The organism is Pseudomonas crudilactis (genome assembly GCF_013433315.1).
GTDB lineage: Bacteria > Pseudomonadota > Gammaproteobacteria > Pseudomonadales > Pseudomonadaceae > Aquipseudomonas > Aquipseudomonas crudilactis.
The window spans coordinates 227,118-244,562 of the sequence record NZ_WXVV01000004.1; the positions used below are offsets into that span (position 1 = coordinate 227,118).

At 60.2% G+C, this 17,445-nt stretch carries 17 protein-coding genes; 6 read left to right on the forward strand and 11 right to left on the reverse strand.

Features of this window, described 5'->3' with window-relative positions; all coding sequences use genetic code 11:
* Positions 1-2 precede the first annotated feature (2 nt).
* Both GTU76_RS06715 and GTU76_RS06720 read right to left on the reverse strand, forming a co-directional pair.
* Positions 3-1,595 (reverse strand): glycerol-3-phosphate dehydrogenase/oxidase, encoded by a 1,593-nt coding sequence (locus GTU76_RS06715; protein WP_180698285.1) that lies wholly within the window; start codon positions 1,593-1,595, stop codon positions 3-5.
* A gap of 5 nt (positions 1,596-1,600) precedes the next feature.
* Positions 1,601-3,196, reverse strand: coding sequence for an FAD-binding oxidoreductase (locus GTU76_RS06720; protein ID WP_016986533.1), 1,596 nt, complete (start codon positions 3,194-3,196; stop codon positions 1,601-1,603).
* A gap of 211 nt (positions 3,197-3,407) precedes the next feature.
* Between GTU76_RS06720 and gliR the strand changes: the two genes are divergently transcribed.
* On the forward strand, positions 3,408-4,424 hold the full coding sequence (gliR, locus tag GTU76_RS06725; RefSeq protein ID WP_016986534.1) for an AraC family transcriptional regulator GliR: 1,017 nt from the start codon (positions 3,408-3,410) through the stop codon (positions 4,422-4,424).
* A 516-nt stretch (positions 4,425-4,940) separates the two neighbouring features.
* Complete coding sequence (locus GTU76_RS06730; RefSeq protein WP_016986535.1) at positions 4,941-5,306, forward strand: DUF6124 family protein; 366 nt, start codon at positions 4,941-4,943, stop codon at positions 5,304-5,306.
* 380 nt (positions 5,307-5,686) lie between these two features.
* Here GTU76_RS06730 and GTU76_RS06735 read toward each other — a convergent pair whose 3' ends face one another.
* From GTU76_RS06735 to mdaB, 8 genes are all read right to left on the reverse strand, one after another.
* A complete protein-coding gene (locus GTU76_RS06735) occupies positions 5,687-6,055 on the reverse strand; it encodes a glyoxalase superfamily protein (RefSeq protein ID WP_180698286.1) in 369 nt (122 codons plus the stop codon).
* 118 nt (positions 6,056-6,173) lie between these two features.
* Positions 6,174-7,631: an N-acyl-D-amino-acid deacylase family protein gene (locus GTU76_RS06740; protein WP_180698287.1), complete on the reverse strand. Its 1,458-nt coding sequence runs from the start codon at positions 7,629-7,631 to the stop codon at positions 6,174-6,176.
* Position 7,632: 1 nt separating this feature from the next.
* Positions 7,633-8,493, reverse strand: a complete 861-nt coding sequence (locus GTU76_RS06745) for a MurR/RpiR family transcriptional regulator (protein ID WP_180698288.1) — start codon at positions 8,491-8,493, stop codon at positions 7,633-7,635.
* A 16-nt stretch (positions 8,494-8,509) separates the two neighbouring features.
* A complete protein-coding gene (locus tag GTU76_RS06750; protein WP_180698289.1) occupies positions 8,510-9,859 on the reverse strand; it encodes a GntP family permease in 1,350 nt (449 codons plus the stop codon).
* 662 nt (positions 9,860-10,521) lie between these two features.
* Positions 10,522-11,139, reverse strand: a complete 618-nt coding sequence (locus tag GTU76_RS06755; RefSeq protein ID WP_016984265.1) for a Fic/DOC family protein — start codon at positions 11,137-11,139, stop codon at positions 10,522-10,524.
* A 140-nt stretch (positions 11,140-11,279) separates the two neighbouring features.
* Positions 11,280-12,173, reverse strand: coding sequence for an NAD-dependent epimerase/dehydratase family protein (locus GTU76_RS06760; RefSeq protein ID WP_016984264.1), 894 nt, complete (start codon positions 12,171-12,173; stop codon positions 11,280-11,282).
* Positions 12,174-12,276: 103 nt separating this feature from the next.
* The gene (locus GTU76_RS06765) at positions 12,277-13,188 is read right to left on the reverse strand and encodes a LysR family transcriptional regulator (protein ID WP_016984263.1); all 912 of its coding nucleotides are present in this window, start codon (positions 13,186-13,188) and stop codon (positions 12,277-12,279) included.
* Positions 13,189-13,248: 60 nt separating this feature from the next.
* Positions 13,249-13,839 (reverse strand): NADPH:quinone oxidoreductase MdaB, encoded by a 591-nt coding sequence (gene mdaB / locus GTU76_RS06770; RefSeq protein ID WP_016984262.1) that lies wholly within the window; start codon positions 13,837-13,839, stop codon positions 13,249-13,251.
* Between the two features lie 184 nt (positions 13,840-14,023).
* On the opposite strand from mdaB, the gene GTU76_RS06775 reads away from it, so the two are divergent.
* Positions 14,024-14,338 (forward strand): putative quinol monooxygenase, encoded by a 315-nt coding sequence (locus tag GTU76_RS06775; protein ID WP_016984261.1) that lies wholly within the window; start codon positions 14,024-14,026, stop codon positions 14,336-14,338.
* On the opposite strand, the gene GTU76_RS06780 is transcribed toward GTU76_RS06775, so the two are convergent.
* Positions 14,328-15,092, reverse strand: a complete 765-nt coding sequence (locus GTU76_RS06780; protein WP_016984260.1) for a sulfite exporter TauE/SafE family protein — start codon at positions 15,090-15,092, stop codon at positions 14,328-14,330. The genes GTU76_RS06775 and GTU76_RS06780 overlap by 11 nt on opposite strands.
* A gap of 216 nt (positions 15,093-15,308) precedes the next feature.
* On the opposite strand from GTU76_RS06780, the gene GTU76_RS06785 reads away from it, so the two are divergent.
* From GTU76_RS06785 to GTU76_RS06795, 3 genes are all read left to right on the forward strand, one after another.
* Positions 15,309-16,190, forward strand: coding sequence for a LysR substrate-binding domain-containing protein (locus GTU76_RS06785; RefSeq protein ID WP_016984259.1), 882 nt, complete (start codon positions 15,309-15,311; stop codon positions 16,188-16,190).
* 55 nt (positions 16,191-16,245) lie between these two features.
* Positions 16,246-16,821 carry an NAD(P)H-dependent oxidoreductase gene (locus GTU76_RS06790; RefSeq protein WP_016984258.1) on the forward strand — a complete coding sequence of 192 codons (576 nt, stop codon included), beginning with the start codon at positions 16,246-16,248 and terminating at the stop codon, positions 16,819-16,821.
* A 199-nt stretch (positions 16,822-17,020) separates the two neighbouring features.
* Positions 17,021-17,431 carry a MerR family transcriptional regulator gene (locus tag GTU76_RS06795; protein ID WP_100846316.1) on the forward strand — a complete coding sequence of 137 codons (411 nt, stop codon included), beginning with the start codon at positions 17,021-17,023 and terminating at the stop codon, positions 17,429-17,431.
* Positions 17,432-17,445: the final 14 nt, after the last annotated feature.

Genomic DNA, 17,445 nt, shown 5'->3' on the forward strand with positions numbered 1-17,445 from the left:
CATCAAGGCGTGGCATCCGGCAAACCATGATGGCGTTGCCACAACGCCCGATAACGCTGAATTTCCTGCTGCCAGTGTTCGTCGCTCCAACCCAGTCGTGGCTGGCAGAGTGGGCGGATGGCGGCGAAATACTCTTCGCCACCGCGCGGCAACAGCAGACCGAGACGCGTGCGGCGCAGCAGCAGATCATCCAGGTGCAGAACCATTTCACTCTCGCAGGCGAAGGCCAATTCCGCCCACAACGTATCCGTGGCGCCGATCGTGGCGTGGCCGACATCTTTGATCAGTTGCGCCAGCCTTGGCAGCTCTCGGCCATGCCTTCCGGCCAGACGTCGCCACTGATGGCTGCTCAACTCAGGAATCGCCAGCGCAGGCACAGCCGCAAACACTGGCGCGGCGTCGTCAACGAAAGGACGCTCAAGCATCGCCGCGCAGGCCTTGAGTAATTCGATGGCTTGCGGACGAAACGTGGTGAGTTTGCCGCCGGCCAGGGTCACGCAACCGGGCTCCTGCCACAGCACATGCTCGCGGGTTTCGTTCGACGGTTTGTCTTGATGCTCACCTGCGCTGCCCACCACCGGACGCACGCCGGACCAGGTCGACAGCACATCATTCGCCGTCACTTCTGCGCCGGGAAATTGTTGCGTGCAGGCCGCCAGCAGATAGTCGAGTTCTTCGCCGCTGATGCTCGCGCTCTGATCGAGATCCTCACGATGATCGAGGTCCGTGGTGCCGACCACCGTCGCGCCCTCCCACGGAAAAACAAACACCGGACGCCGATCAAGCTCATGCATGAAAGTGAACGCCTGCGCCACCGATAGACGCCAACCCGGCAGCAACAAATGACTGCCGCGCAACGGCCGCAATTGCCTTGGCGCCTCAGTCGGCCGCAAGCGTTCGGCCCACGCGCCAGTCGCCACAGCGAGCACGCCGCAGCGCAATTGCAGTGACGTGCCAGCCTCGCAATCCTCGACCTGAACGCCACACACGCGCCCGTTTTCTCGCAGCAAATGTTCGACGCGAACGCCGTTCACCACGACAGCACCGTCGGCCCGCGCCTCGCTCAGAACGCGCATTACCAGCCGCGCGTCATCGGTCAGTGCATCGACAAAACTAGTGCCGCCGAGCAAGTCATTTTCCTTCACCCCCGGCGCCAGATAACGCAGTTGCTGCGCATCATGAAAACGATGGCTGCGACGCCCGGCCAAGGCGTCGTAAACGCTCAGCAAGCCACCCAACACCCGAGGCCCGGGAAAGCCGCCGCGATAGTGCGGCATCATGAAACTCATCGGCTCGACCAGCCCCGGCGCTTCGTCGAGCAAGCGCTGACGCTCGCGCACCGAATCACGGGTCAGGCGCCACTGGCCTTTGGCGATGTAGCGCAAACCGCCGTGGACCATTTTCGAAGATCGACTTGAGGTGCCCCAGGCAAAGTCGCGTTGCTCCAGCAGCAGACAGCGCCAGCCTCGACGCGCCGCCTCACGCAGGATTCCGGCGCCGCTGATGCCGCCACCAATGACGATCAGATCCCAGGTTTCCTCCGCCAGCGTTGGCAGAACTTGCTGGCGCCACGCGGCGTTCCAGTGCTGACTCATGGTCATCACTCCGGCAGCAGCGTGCCGGGGTTGAGGCGCCCGGCCGGATCGAAATGTTTGCTCAGCGCCTGCAAGGTATCCATTGCCAGTGCGCCCTTCTCGCGCAGCAGATACGGCGCGTGATCCTTGCCGACGCCGTGCTGATGGCTGATGGTGCCGTGGTTGTCGACGATGGTCTGGCTGGCCACGTGTTTGAGTGCTTTCCAGCGCGCCAGCGTCGCCGGATAGTCAGCCGCCGGGCGAAACACGTAAGTGGTGTAGATGCTCGAACCTTCGCCGTAGACGTGGGACAGGTGGGTGAACACGTGCACTCGCTCGCCTTCGGCGGCCAAGGCCTCGCGCAGGCTGTTTTCAACGAGGTTGAGCAGGTGGTCGACATTGCTCCAGTCGGTGGCGGTCTCGAGGGTGTCGACCACGTAACCGGCGTTCCACAGGTTCTCGCGCAGGTAGGGGAAACGGAAGCGGTTCTGCGCCCATTTCTTGCCGAGCAAGGTGCCGGTGAATACGCCGCCGAAGGCCTTCAGATGCTGTCGTGCCTGGGTCAGCGACAGTGCGTTTTGTCGACGATTGCCGGTTACGCCGAAGGTCAGCAGGCATTTGCCCTCTGCCGCCCCCCATAACTTCAGGTACTTTTCCAGCCAGGCGATTTGTTGTGGATGACCGGCCAGTGCCAGTTGCGTTTCGGTTTCCACGGCGTTGGACAGGCGCAGCATCGACAGTGGTACGCGCGCCTGGGCCAATTGGCGGATGGCTTGCAGGGCCTTGGTCCAAGAAGGCAGAAACACGCCGTAGAAACGCTCATCCGTCGGCAACGCGCTGACCCGCACCTTGACCTCGGAAATGATCCCGAAACGGCCCTCGCAACCGAGCACCACTTCGCGCAAATCGGGTCCGGCAGCCGAAGCCGGGAAAGTTGGTATTTCCAAAGGCCCGGCAAAGGTTTCCAAGGTTCCGCCCGCAAACAATTGCTCGATCCGGCCATAGCGCAACGACTGCTGACCGCTGGAACGACTGGCCACCCAACCGCCCAGCGTCGACAACTCCCACGACTGCGGGAAATGCCCCAGGGTGTAGCCCCGCGCCCGCAGCTGACTTTCCACCTGCGGGCCACTCGCACCGGGGCCGAACGTCGCCAGCAGGCTCTGTTCGTCGAGGTCGATCAGGCGATTCATCCGCGCCAGCGACACCGTCACCACTGGCCGCGCCGAATCCGGCGGATTGATGTGCCCGGCCACCGACGTGCCGCCGCCGTACGGGATCAGGCACAAGTCCTGTTCGTGAGCGAGCGCCAGCAATTGGCGAATGTGTTCGGCCGTCTCCGGGAACGCCACCGCATCCGGATAATTGCCCAGCGCACCTTCGCGCAACGCAAGCCAGTCCGGCAGGCTCTGACCCCGCGCATGCAGCAAACGATCATGGGCATCGACGCTGTACAAACTGTGCGCCGGCAATCGCGAGGCTGGCACGCGGGCCAATGCGGTCTCCAGTGTCGCGTCGGGCAGCGCTCGCCCCTCGCCCAATCGCTCATGAAGAAACTCCGCGCCCTGGGCCGGCAGTTCGACCACCGTGGTTGCATCTCCCCAGCCGTTCCAGCGTCGCATGCGTGTGTCCTTTTTTGCCGTCAGATCAGTGATATTTCAGGCCCCCATACTAGCCAGCGGCCGTAAAGTGTCACGGTCGCATCCGGCCAGTTCGTGTAGCCAATTGAGTCAAACGTCGCGCAAGCGTCAGCCATTTACTTTAGTCGGGGTTTCAAATTACCTTTCAGGCTATTCGTCCGCCTCCGCCGCCATTGATCAAAGGAATGGGATCATGCAATCGCTTGGCTTCACCTCGGTTCCGCCGCTGCTCAAGTACCTGCGCCATGCCGAACAACTGGGTATGGATATCGAGCCTGCGTTGGCGGCGGCGGGTTTGCAGGCGCAGCAGTTGAGCGACAACACCCTGCGTTTGCCCGGTGAGGCACACGAACGCTTGCTCGATTATTTTTGCGAGCACTCGGGCGATCCGTTGTTCGGGCTTAACGCGGCGAATTTCGTCCTGCCCAATTCGTGGAGCGTGCTCGGCTACATCACCATGAACTGCGCGACCCTGGGCGATGCGATGAGCCGGATCATGCCGTTCGAGAAACTGGTCGGCGACATGGGCGTCAGCCGCGCCGAGGTGCTGGATGGCCACGTGCATTTGATCTGGACGTGCCGTTATCAGCGCCCACGGATTCGCCGGCATCTGGTGGAGAACGTGCTCGGTTCATGGCTGCACTATGCGCGCTGGATCGCCGATACACAGATGTCGCCGGCCGGTGTCTGGCTGGAACATTCGTGCCCGGCCGAAGCGACGCCTGCGCAATACGAGGCGTTTTTCGATTGCCCGGTGTTGTTCGATCAGCCGTATTCGGCGCTGGTTGTGCCGCTGGCGTATTTGCAGTTGCCGTTGCGTCAGGCCGATGCGCAATTGCTGCGCACGCTGGAAGAACATGCGTTGGGATTGATGGCGACGCTGGAGGATGCGTCGCTGGAACAGCAGGTGAAGAACATTCTGCGGCAGTTGCTCAAGGAGGGCTTGCCGCGCAAGGAGCAGGTCGCCGAGCAGCTCGCCGTTTCAGTGCGCACGTTGCAGCGGCAGTTGCATCAGGCGGGGACGTCGTATCAGCAGATTCTCGATGATTTGCGCCAGGAACTGGCTGAGCATTATTTGCTCAACAGCACCTTGCCGATTCAGGACATTGCGCAGTATCTGGGGTTTACCGAACCGAGGTCGTTTCATCGCACGTTCAAGAGTCGGCGGGGGATGCCGCCGGGGGAGTTTCGGCAGATGCATCGGGGATGATTGTTCTGGCCCCTTCGCGAGCAAGCTCGCTCCCACAGTTGATCTCGGCTGCTCACCAATTCGATGTTCACTGCAGATCCATTGTGGGAGCGAGCTTGCTCGCGAATGCGCCAGTTGCAGCAACCGATTCCTACAGGCAAATCTTCGATACTTGAGCGCAATAAACATCCCACACCACTGGTGTTTAATGACACTCAGCGTTACGCGAAACAGCCCACAAATCCTTGCGCCGTAACCTACGCCTAAGCCAGAATCCGCCGGCTTGTGCGCCCTGAGCATGCTGCGTAACTTGATTGCGTCACTGATTCCCAGTGATCGAGCTTAGCGGCTCGGCTACATTCGCTCCCCGCTGCACGAGTATCATCCAGTCAGGTATTTGCCTGCGCTTTATGGTGGCTGTGCGCATGGCACCTTCGGGTGCGCCGGGGTGGGATGCGACCGGTCCGCTAACTTGCGCACAGCTGCCTCCCTTTTGCTTAGCGGCGAAATGGATGCGGCTTTAAAAGGTACGCTCCCATGTTCAAAATAACACCAAACCCGCCGGTCACCGACCCGGCCTCCCCCTACGAATCCGCCGATTCGAAGAAATTCCACGAAGCCGCCGAGCGCGCGCTCGACCACTATCTCGCCCCACCCACCGCGCAGATCATGGCCACGCCCTACCAACCCAACCGCCTCTACATGGCCAACCCGGCATCCGCGACTGAGCCCTTGCTGGTCGACGCCTGTGAAACGCTGGGCTCGGCCTCGGTGATGCTCAACGACTTCGCCGCCGTGCTCGAAGGCTCGCACCGCAAGACTTTGCAGGGTATTGCGCAAGTGGTGATGGTGGCGGAAATGGCCGTCAATCAGGTGCTCGATAAGTTCGTGCCGACCGAGTAACGAAAAAGCCCGCTGCCCGACTGTGATGGTCAGGTGGCGGGCTTCTTTTTGCGGCGGGCCATTTTCCCCTCACCCCAGCCCTCTCCCGGAGGGAGAGGGGGCTGACCGAGGTGTCTGGCGCTATACATCGACCTGAATGACCGAGTCGATTATGGATTCGACCGAGCAGGTTCAGGTCGGTGTCTCTCTCAAACATCCCCGGATCAGTCCCCTCTCCCTCTGGGAGAGCCGACTGTGGGATGCTCGCTAAATACAGCGACCTGAAAGTGCTGCCGTGAATCCATAATCGCTGCAGATCTTTCAGGTCGATGTACAGCGCCAGACACCTCGGTCAGTCCCCTCTCCCTCCGGGAGAGGGCTAGGGTGAGGGGCTTTTCGCTTCAGAGGCAGATCGCATTGGTGAACACCAGCCGATTACCAAACGGATCGGCAATCGTCATGTCCTGACTGCCCCACGGCATCGCCTGAATCTGCGGGTGTGAAAACTGGTAGTCCTTGGCGATCAGTTGCTGTTGGAAAGCCTCCAGCTCATCCGTCTCGATCCGCAGCGCCGAACCCGGGCACGCATCGCCATGATGCTCGGACAAATGCAGCACACACTCGCCCCGCGACACCTGCAGATACAACGGAAAATTCGCCTCGAAGCGATGCTGCCAGTCGATCTTGAAACCCAGAAAATCGACGTAGAACTCAACAGCCTTGGCTTCATCGAAGATCCGCAGGATCGGGGTGGTTTTGCCGAAGCTCATGGGGTGCTCCCTGACTGATTGGCCCCACAGTGTAGACGGGGTGGATGTCAGCAATTCGGCCCGTTGATGGCTTTCTTTAATCGCAATGTGCCATCACTGTGACGCAGTCCGCGAAACCTCAGTGAAAGTTGTCGCGCAGATCACCCTGTCGAGCGAGAAACCGCCCTTCCCTGCGACCGTTTGCCTGCCCGTCGCGATAGCTCAAGACACCGTTGATCCAAACCCCTTCGATACCCTGTGCGGCGCGTTGTGGATCATTGAAATCCGCGACATCACGCACCGTCGCCGGATCGAACAACACCAGATCCGCCCAATAGCCTTCACGAATCTCACCGCGCTCCTTCAAACCAAACCGTGCCGCCGACAAACCAGTCATCTTGTGCACAGCGGTGTGCAGCGGAAACAGGCCGACGTCACGACTGAAATGTCCGAGCACCCGTGGGAAAGCACCCCACAGGCGCGGGTGCGGGAACGGATCTTCGGGCAGTCCGTCAGACCCGACCATCGATAACGGATGCGCGAGGATTCTTCGTACATCCGCCTCGTCCATGCCGTAGTACACCGCCCCTGCCGGTTGCAGACGTTTCGCGGCATCGAGCAGCGGCAGACTCCATTCGGCGGCGATGTCGATCAGGTCGCGGCCGCTGACCTCGGGGTGCGGCGTCGACCAGGTGATGGTGATGCGGTGGGCGTCGGTGACTTGCTTCAAGTCCAGCGTCGATGAACTCGCCGCATACGGGTAGCAATCGCAGCCGACCGGGTGAGTTTTGGCGGCCTCTTCCAACGACGCGAGCAGTTGCGGACTGCGCCCCCAGTTACCGACGCCGGCACATTTGAGGTGGGAAATGATCACTGGCGATTTGGCGTGACGGCCAATCTGAAACGCCTCGTCCATCGCTTCCAGAACCGGTTCGAATTCACTGCGCAGGTGCGTGGTGTACACCGCGCCGAACGCCGTCAGTTCTTCAGTCAGTTGCTTCACTTCATCGGTGGAGGCGTTGTAGGCGCTCGCATACGCCAGGCCTGTGGATAAACCCAACGCACCGTGCTCAAGGCTTTCTCGCAGTTGCTCACGCATCGCGGCGATTTCTTCCGGCGTCGCGGTGCGGAACAAGTCATCCAGATGATTGCTGCGCAGGGCCGTGTGGCCGACCAACGCGGCAACGTTCAACGTGGCATTGGCCGCTTCGACCGCCGCGCGGTAATCGCTGAACCTTGGATAAACGAACGCCGCCGCCGTGCCGAGCAGGTTCATCGGGTCTGGCGGATTGCTCTTCAACGTCACGGGCGAAGCGCTGATCCCGCAGTTGCCGACAATCACAGTGGTCACGCCTTGGCTGAGCTTGGGCAGCATCTCTGGCTGACGAATCACCACGGTGTCGTCGTGGGTGTGCACGTCGATAAAACCGGGCGCCAGCACACGACCGGCCGCGTCGATTTCTTCGGTCGCCGTGGCCTCGTGCAAGTCGCCGATACGCTCGATGCGGCCCTCGCGAATCGCCACGTCAGCGCGGTAACCGGGGGTGTTGCTGCCATCGATGATCAGGGCATTGCGAATCAGGGTGTCGTACAGCATGTCAGTCTCCCAGCGGCAGGTGATCGTCGCCGCCACGGTATTCGTCGAGGGCGAGTTTGATTCGCCGCAGACGTTCTTGATTGTCTTCAGGATTGGCCAGCGCCAGCTCGGTCGCCAGCACGTCGATGGCGAGCAGCATGCCGTAGCGCGCCGCCGTCGGTTTGTAGATGAACGAGGTTTCCGCGCCTTGCAGCGGCAGGACGATGTCGGCCAGTTCTGCCAGCGACGAGTCGGCGCGGGTGATCGCCAGTATGCGTGCGCCGTAGTTGCGCGCCAGTTCCACGGTCTCCAGCAGCTCCGGGGTGATGCCGGTCAGCGAACAGACGATAAGCACTTGCTCGGCGTTGAGGCTGGCGGCAGTGACGCGCATCATCACCGCGTCATGGCACACCGCGATCGGGTAGCCGAGGCGCACCAGGCGGACCTGCAATTCATCGCTGCACAGGGTCGAGCAACCGCCCATACCGAAGGCGTGAATCATCCGCGCCTGGCCGAGCAGTTTCACCGCATCGGCGAAAAGTGATTCATCGAATCCGGCCAGATGCTGACGCAGCGTGGTTTCAATGTCGCCGACAATCTGCCCATAAAACGCCGACTGCTCAGGCGTGCCCGCCGGGTCGAGAAAACGGCTGCCAACGCCGCTGGCCTGAGCCAGTTGCAGGCGCAGATCACGCAGGTCGCGACAGCCGACAGTACGGGCGAAACGCGACAGCGTGGCGGTGCTGACTTCGGCGCGTTGGGCGAGATCTTCGAGGCTGGCGCTGGCGGCAAAACCGACGTCGTCAAGCATCAGCCGGGCGATGCGACCTTCGCCGGCGCTGAAGGAATCCTGACGGGCGCGGATCTGGTAGAGGATGTCCATGGGCGGCGGGCTCCGGTTACAGCAGATAAGAAAGGCCGACAGTCAGGCCGAACGCGACTACCGAGATCAGCGTCTCGAGCACGGTCCAGGTCTTGAACGTCTGCGCGACCGTCATGTTGAAGTATTCCTTGATCAACCAGAAGCCGCCGTCGTTGACGTGGGAAAAGATAACCGAGCCAGCGCCGGTCGCCAGCACCAACAGTTCAGGGTGTGGATAACCCAGACCAATGGCCACCGGCGCGACCACGCCGGACGCGGTAGTCATGGCCACGGTCGCGGAACCGGTGGCGACGCGCATTAACGCCGCGAACAACCAGCCCATGATCAGCGGCGACAGCTGGAATTCGTGAGCGAGGCCGACGATCTGATCGGTGACACCGGCATCCACCAGAATGCGGTTCAAACCACCGCCAGCACCGACCAGCAAGGTGATACTGGCGGTCGGCGCCAGACATTCGTTGGTGAATTTTAGAATCGATTCGCGGTTGAAACCCTGGGCGATGCCCAGCGTCCAGAAACTCAGCAAGGTCGCCAGCAGCAGCGCAATCACCGAGTTGCCGATGAACAACAGGAACTGGTTGAAGCCGCTTCCAGGCGTGGAAATCAGGTTGGCCCAACCACCGATCAGCATCAGCACCACCGGCAACAGAATGGTCGCCATGGTAATGCCGAAACCCGGTAATTTGTCGCGCGGTTCGCGGTCGAGAAATTGTTTTTCCAGCGGGTTATCTGCCGGCAGTTGAATGCGCGGCACGATGAATTTGGCGTACAGCGGCCCGGCAATGATCGCGGTGGGAATACCGATGGCAATCGCATACAGCAAAGTCTGCCCGACCGACGCCTGATAAGCCTGCACCGCGAGCATCGCCGCCGGGTGCGGCGGCACCAGCGCATGCACCACCGACAAGCCGGCGACCATCGGCAGGCCGACCATCAGAATCGACACGCCGACGCGCCGTGCCACGGTAAATGCAATCGGCACCAGCAACACAAATCCGACTTCGAAGAACAACGGCAGCCCGACCAGAAAGGCGATGCAGACCATCGCCCAGTGCGCGTTCTTCTCGCCGAATTTATCGATCAGCGTGCGCGCCATCTGCTCGGCGCCGCCGGACTCGGCCATCATCTTGCCGAGCATCGTCCCCAGCGCGACCACCAGCGCAATATGCCCCAGCGTCTTGCCCACCCCGGCCTCATACGCCCCCACCACGCCTGACGGCGGCATCCCCGCGACCAGCGCAAGACCAATGGAAATCAGGGTGATGACGATGAACGGATTGAGCCGGTAACGGGCGATCAACACGATCAGCGCGATGATGGCGACGGCGGCATAGACCAGCAGCCAATAGCCGAAGGAAGGCGTCATGCGGTACTCCTCGAAAGGGTCACGTTCGAATGGGTTGTGAAACTCATAAATCATTTCGAGATCGAGATTTCAAACCGCATGAAAGTAATTTTCGTGGAGAGGCAAGGCGTGTCGCTGATGGATATGTCTTGTCGTGATTAATGAAAATCGTAGGCCGGGATTTACATGGCTTTTCGGTGAACGAGAAACCAATGTGGGAGCGAGCCTGCTCGCGAAGGTGACTTCACATTCAACATCTTTGCCGACTGATCCACCGCTTTCGCGAGCAAGCTCGCTCCCACAGTTTTGATCGCATTCCTCCAGACAGGATGCGCAAAACCTGCGGGAGCTGGCTTGCCAGCGATGATGGCTGCACATTCAACTTAAATGCTGACTGGCCGACCGCTATCGCTGGCAAGCCAGCTCCCACCGGTTCGGTGTCCAGCCATACGTTATATTTTTCAAATCCAGCCAAGCGCTATACTCGCCTGACAACCTCCGCGGAGTCCCTGCCATGAGCCCCACACCTCGCACCAAAAAAAAACTGACAACCGAAACGTTGATCCGCGCAGTTGCCAGTTCGACAGCCATCGAGACGGGTCAAAGCGTGGAGACCATTGAGCGCAAACTCAAACTCAGATCCAGTAAATTTCTGCATTTGTCCCTGGCCAAGTAGCCCCGCCTCAAGTCCACAACGCCTGTCGTACCCAATACTCCATGGGTTCGTAGTTGCATTTCAGCCCTTGGTTGATGGCTGCAAAATAAGCCTCTTTATTCCGCTCCCAACTGCTGTAGTCCAGCGGCACGTAGCCCGCCTGCACGGCCATGACATCCGCCAGTAATCGCGACAAGCGTCCGTTACCTTCACGAAAGGGATGAATCAGGATGAACTCGACGTGCGTGACAGCAATGGCGCGAATCAGGTTCTCGTCCAGATCGGGCCGACATGGCGTGTATTTGGCAAGACAGTCCCTTTCAAATACGTCGAGCAACCGAGGAATTTGCGGCGCAGCGGCGAAGAAAAATCCATCCTTGCCCAAATTTACCGCACGGACATCGCCCGCCCATGGATAGATGTTCCCGAGCCAGTGTCGATGCCAATCCTTCAGATCCTGAACAGTGATTGACCGATCAGGCAAATGCTCGATGAGCACAGATTGGTAGAGCTTTTCCAACAAAACCAGCTCTGCATCATCCATGTCTTCGGGTTCGATAACTCCCAGTTTATTGCTCAGCACTTGCTCATTCGAGCCGGGCTGAAAGCTGCTTTGCGCCCCTTCTGCGTCATAACGGTTAATCATCCTTGTACCTGCTGAACTGGCAATGTTCAGAGCACCATAGGTCTGACGTGACACAAGCGCAAAGCCCGAAACGAAAACGGCTGCACGATGGCAGCCGTTCTAAAGGGTGATCACAAAGCCCGGCGGGGCTCAAACTGCGATCACACCATTTCGTTACGAATCCATTCAACGACTGAAGTGCGTTTCGGTGCCCAGCCGAGCAGTTCGCGGGCGTGTTTGCCGCGTACGCGGCTGTTGGAGCCGAGGCCGTAGTTGGCCATTTCGTAGCCCCATTCGGCTTCGGCGTCTTGCAGTGGCCAGTCTTGTGGTTGGCCGAGATTCAGCGCTTCGGCCATGGCGCTGGTCATGTCGATGAACGACGCTTCGCCACTTTCAACGAAGTAGAAAGTACCCGGTACGTTCTTGGTCAGCGCCAGCAGATACAGAGCAACGACGTCTTCGATGTGCACGTTGGACCAGATGTTCTGGCCAGTGCCGACATGGCGCACCACGCCGCTTTTGCGTGCCTGTTTAAGCAGACGCGGCAGTTGCACGCTGTCGCGATTGACGCCCAGGCTGTGGCCGTAGATCAGCGTGTTGCAGATGACGGCGGAATTCACGCCGTCCTTCGCCGCTGCGAGGATCAAGTTGTCGATGGCCACGCGGGCGGCCTTGTCGACGGTCGGCTCCGGCAGGTTGTCTTCGAAATAGATGACGTCGCTGGACTTGCCGCCGGATGCATCGCCAACAATGCTCGAACCGCTGGTGTGCAGGAATACTTTGTTGGTACCGCGCAAGGCATCAAGCAAGGCTTCGACGGCGCCGCGATGGTCGCTGCTGGCGGCGTTGATCACGGCGTCAGCGGCGCGGGCCTGTTCGGCGAGCAGTGCTTTGTCATCGAGGGTGCCGATGACCGCGTTGATCCCGATGGCTTTCAGCTCTTCAGCCTGTTCGGCGCTGCGAACCAGGCCTGTGACTTTGTGCCCGGCCTTGACCAGACCGGTAGCGATCGAGCCGCCGATAAATCCGGCAGCGCCGGTGACGAATACGTTCATGGAGTAATTCCCTGCGTGAGTAAGTGATGGGACGAGTATCGACCTGTGGGTCGGAGGGAAAAACCCGCCCCCGGCCAATTCACTCTTGCGCAGAGGTCACGAATCAGCCCTTGAAGTCGGCGCTGGCGTAAGCGGCGAGTTTGCTCTGGATGAAGTCGAGGAAGCATTGAATGCGCAGCGCCAGTTGCGAGTTACGGTAGTACACGGCGTTGATCGGCTGGCGATAGCCGCTGTTGAATTCGCCGAGCAGGACCTTCAGGCGCCCGGCCCGAATGTCGTCGATGGTCATGAAGTGCGACAGGCAAGCGATGCCCTGCCCTTCCAGCGCCAGATGGCGCACGGTCTCGCCGCTGGAGGCGCTGATGGCCGGGGTGATTGGCCAGCGGTCGCCGTGCACGTAGCGCAGCGGCCATTGGTTGAGACCTTCATTCTGGGTGAAGCCGAGCAAGGTATGTTCGCTCAGATCGGCGACTTGCTGCGGCGCGCCATGTTTTTCCAGGTAGGCGGGGCTGGCGACGATCAGCAGCGGGCTGCAGCCGAGCGAGCGTGCGTGCAGCGTCGAGTCGGCAAGGGTGCCGATACGGATGGCGACGTCGGTGCTTTGTTCCAGCAGGTCAATGATCAGGTCATTGCTGTTGAGTTCGAGCTGGATGTCCGGATAGAGACGGCGGAATTCGTCGATGTACGGGACCACCGCGTGGAGCATGAACGGTGATGCGGCGTTTATCCGCAAGCGCCCGGACGGGGTTTGCTGGCGTGAAGACAGGCGCTCTTCGAGTTGCTCCATCTGATCGAGAATCAGCTTGGCCTGCTCGAAGAAATACTTGCCCTCCTCGGTCAGGTCCATGCGCCGCGTGGTGCGGTTGATCAGCGTGGTGTCGAGCTTGGCTTCCAGCTTCGACAACGTGCGGCTGACCGCCGACGGCGTTTGTCCGACCTGTTCGGCGGCGGCGGAAATCGAACCGCATTCGATCACGCAGACGAAAATCTGCAACTCATCGGATCTGGCTTTCACGGGTGTCCTCAAATCGATTGGCCTGCCCCGCAGGCTCAGGCCTTCGATAGTAGCCGAGCATCAGCCCTTGAGGCCAAACACCTCGGTCAAATGCTGCTCATAGCGCGCCACATCAGCCTCGATGTTCGGCCGCTTCATCACGTCCACACAAAGGAACGTCGGCAACCCGGTCATGCCCAGAAATTCGTTGGCCTTGTGAAACGGGAAGTACACCGCGTCGACGCCTTTGGCTTCAAAGAAATCAGTCGGGTCATCAAAGGCCTGCTGCGGTGCGTTCCAGGTCAGCGACAGCATGTATTGCTTGCCCTGAATCAGACCGCCGCTGCCGTACTTCTGCGACGCATCGGAACGGGTGCGGCCATCGCTGGCGTAGAGGCTGCCGTGGCCTTCGGTGAAGACTTCGTCGAGGTACTTTTTCACCGTCCACGGCGCGCCCATCCACCAGCCCGGCATCTGATAAATGATCACGTCGGCCCAGAGAAATTTCGCCACTTCTGCGGCGACGTCATAGCCCTCGTCGATGAAAGTGGTTTTGACGTCGACACCGCCACGATCCAGCACGCTCAGCGCGGCCTCATGCAGGGTGGTGTTGTAGCGACCGTCGGAGTGAGCGAATTTTTTACCGCCATTGAGCAACAGCACTTTTTTCATGAGAAAGCCTCGGCGCAGCCATTGGGCTGGATGGAGAAGGGAAACTGGAATGGCGGCAGATTAACGATCCGCCTCGCGCGGAATAAGCCGGTTTTGCGCAAAATACATTTGATCAAAAAGCACGAATCGAATGCCGATTGTTGCCATAGCATTTGCGGCCATCAGAATTTGAGGAGTTGCTGCGATGAGTGAACGCCAGGGTTTTATCCTGCACGCCAAGACCCGCCCGGAAAAAGCCGAGGCCTTTGAGGCGCTGTTTCGCGCCTACGTTGAGCCGAGCCGCGCCGAGCCCGGCTGCATCGAATACCACATGCTGCGCGACAAGGAAGATCCGACGCTGTTTATCTTCTACGAGATCTGGGCATCGCAAGCGCACCTGGATGAGCACTCGAACCTGCCGCACATGAAGGCATTCTTCGAGCGACGCATGGATTATCTGGAGCGTGATTTTGATATCCGCCAGATTGAAATGCTCAGCGAAGCCTCGGCTAACCGCTGATCAACAAATGAACGCCAAGCGCGCCCATACCAATAAAGAACACCCGCTTGAACAGCACGGCGCTGATCCGTTCGCGTAGCCATTGGCCAAGCAACATGCCGAGAATGGCCGGGATCAGCGCCAGCAGCGAAGCACTCAGTTCGTCGCCACCGAGGGCGCCACGCCAAAGCAATCCACCGGCCAACGCCAGCGTCGAAACGGTGAAGGACAGGCCCAGCGCCTGCACCAGTTGATCGCGATTCAAGCCCAGCGCTTGCAGGTACGGCACCGCTGGAATCACGAAGACGCCGGTGGCCGAGGTGATGACACCGGTGATCAAACCGCACGCCGGACCCAGCCAGCCTTCATGTCGGGGATTGACGCTCAGCGTTGGCAGAAACAAACCGCTCAACGCATAAAGCAACAGCGCCGCGCCGAGCCCGCGCACCACCCAATGCCCGCCTGCCATGCCGATCGACAACGTGCCGATAGCGGTGCCGAGGAAGATCATCAGCAGCATTGGCCAGAGGCGCTTGATCAGTCCTTTGAGGTGACCACCAAAGGCGAGTTGCCAGACGTTGGTCAGGGTTGCCGGGATGATCAGCAAAGCGGCTGCCTGCGACGGTGCCATAGCCAGACCGAGCAAACCCATGGCGACGGTGGGCAGGCCGAGGCCGATCACGCCTTTGATCAGGCCGGCGAGGATGAAGGTCATGATGACCAGCAGGGACAGGGCCAGACCGAGGTGCTGGTAGAAATCTGTGAGTGTGTTCATGGCGCTACTGTGCGCTGGTCGGGGTTGGCTGAAAATCTGCCATATACTGAGGGTGCCTCTGCCCATACAAGAGGCTGATATTTTCTTTGAAGCCTCTGGCCCCTTCGCGAGCAAGCTCGCTCCCACATTGGATGTGTGTCGTACACAACTCCCTGTGGGAGCGAGCTTGCTCGCGAAGGGGCCAGCCCGAACACCCTAAAACCAGAGGCCACCCTCATGCACTTCGACCTCACCGACCTGCGCCTCTACCTGCACATCCTCGACACCGGCAACATCACCGCCGGCGCAGCCCGCAGCCATTTATCCCTGGCCGCCGCCAGCGCCAGAATCCGCGCCATGGAAGCCTCGCTTGGCGTCGATTTTCTTGAGCGCGGCCGCCGTGGCGTCACACCGACGGCCGCCGGAAAGGCGCTGGCCCAGCACGCGCGCATCCTCCTGCAACAGGCCGAACGCCTGCAGCAGGATCTGGCCGACTATGCCCAAGGCGTCAAAGGTCAGGTGCGTTTGCTATGCAACACCACGGCGATCACCGAATACCTGCCGGAAGTACTCGCGGACTTCCTGCGCGATCATCCCAATCTCGACATCGACTTGCAGGAACTGCCCAGCGCGCGCATCACTCACGCCTTGCGCCAGGGCGCGGCGGACCTGGGGATCGTCTCCGATGCGGTCGACACCCACGGCCTGCAAACCCGACCCTTTCGCGATGATCCATTGGTGCTGATCCTGCCCCCCGAGCATGTTTTGGCGAGTCAGGCGTCGCTGACGTTTGGTGAAACCCTGGCGCACGACTACGTGGCGCTTGGCAGCCACAGCGCGCTGGCGATTCACTTGGAGGAACAAGCGCTGCACATCGGCCAGCGCATGTCGATCCGGATCCGTGCCGATGGCTTCGAGGCCGTCATGCGCATGGTGGCGCGAGGTGCGGGGCTGGCCATCGTGCCCAAGGTGGCCATCGAGCGCTGGGCGGCGGTGCACTCGATAACGTGCCGGCCGCTGGACGAAGTCTGGGCCCATCGCACTCTGCAATTGTGCGCGCGGGACTTCGACCACCTGCCCGGTTACGCCCGGGCCTTGTTTGATGCGCTGGTGCCTTGACTCTACCGCTAGGGGCAGACTCTATCCTGTGCGCTTCATTTCAGGAGTACACACAATGAGCAAACGAATGCTCGTGATACTGGGTCACCCCTCCACCGACAGCTTTTGCGGGGCATTGAGTGAGACTTACGTTCAGGCCGCCAAGGACGCCGGGCATGACGTGCGGCTGCTGCGTCTGGATGCGCTGGAGTTCGACCCGGTCCTGCACGAAGGCTACAACAAGGTGCAGCCACTGGAGCCGGACCTGCTGCAAGCGCAGGCCGATATCACCTGGGCCGAGCACCTGACATTCGTCTATCCGATCTGGTGGGGCGGGATTCCGGCGCTGTTGAAAGGCTTCGTCGACCGGATTTTCCTGCCGGGTTTCGCCTTCAAATATCGCGAAGGCAAAGCCTTCCCCGACAAGCTGCTCAAGGGCCGCACCGCGCATTTGCTGGTGACCATGGACACGCCGTACTGGTACTACAAATGGATCTATGGGATGCCGGGGCTGAATCAGATGCGCAAGACCACGCTGGAATTCTGCGGCATCAAGCCACTGAAGACGCTGACCTTCGGGCCGATCCTTGGCTCCAAGCCAAACCAGCGCGATGCCTGGCTGGAAAAGGCGCGCGTGACCGCCGCCGTCTAGGGTTTTCCAGCCGCCTCAACTGACGGCGCACCCGCCGCCGTCAGTGCCTCTTCGGGTTCCCTTCACGAGCCCGTCCGTCGCCTGTGCACGTCATTTACGCGCAGTTGCAATTTTCCGATGGTATTGGACATATAATCGCCGTCGATCCGGCATGACGCCTGATCGCGCTACGCTATGTTTGACCATCGAGACGGACCTTATGTATATCGGCAAAGCCGCCCAGCTGTCGGGCACCACAGTCAAAAGCATTCGCCATTACGAAGAAATCGGCCTATTGCCAGAGCCCAAGCGTGAAGGCAAATACCGCATCTACAGCCAGCAAAGTGTCGAGGTGTTGACGTTCATCAAGTGCGCCCAGCAACTGGGTTTCAAGCTCAAAGAGCTGCAGGTGATCCTCAACAACTACCGCGGCGACGAATTCCCATGGGACATGGCGCAACGAGCCATTGCCGAAAAAAAAGCCGAACTGGTGACCCAGATCGGCGATTTGCAGCAGTTGCACGACGGCCTCGAAGCGTTCGAAAACAACCTCAACGATGCGCGACAGGAATGTCAGTTCGAGCGCATTGCCCGTTATGGCGAAAAAAACCCGGGCACTACCCTGAACTGAAAACCCTGCTGCGC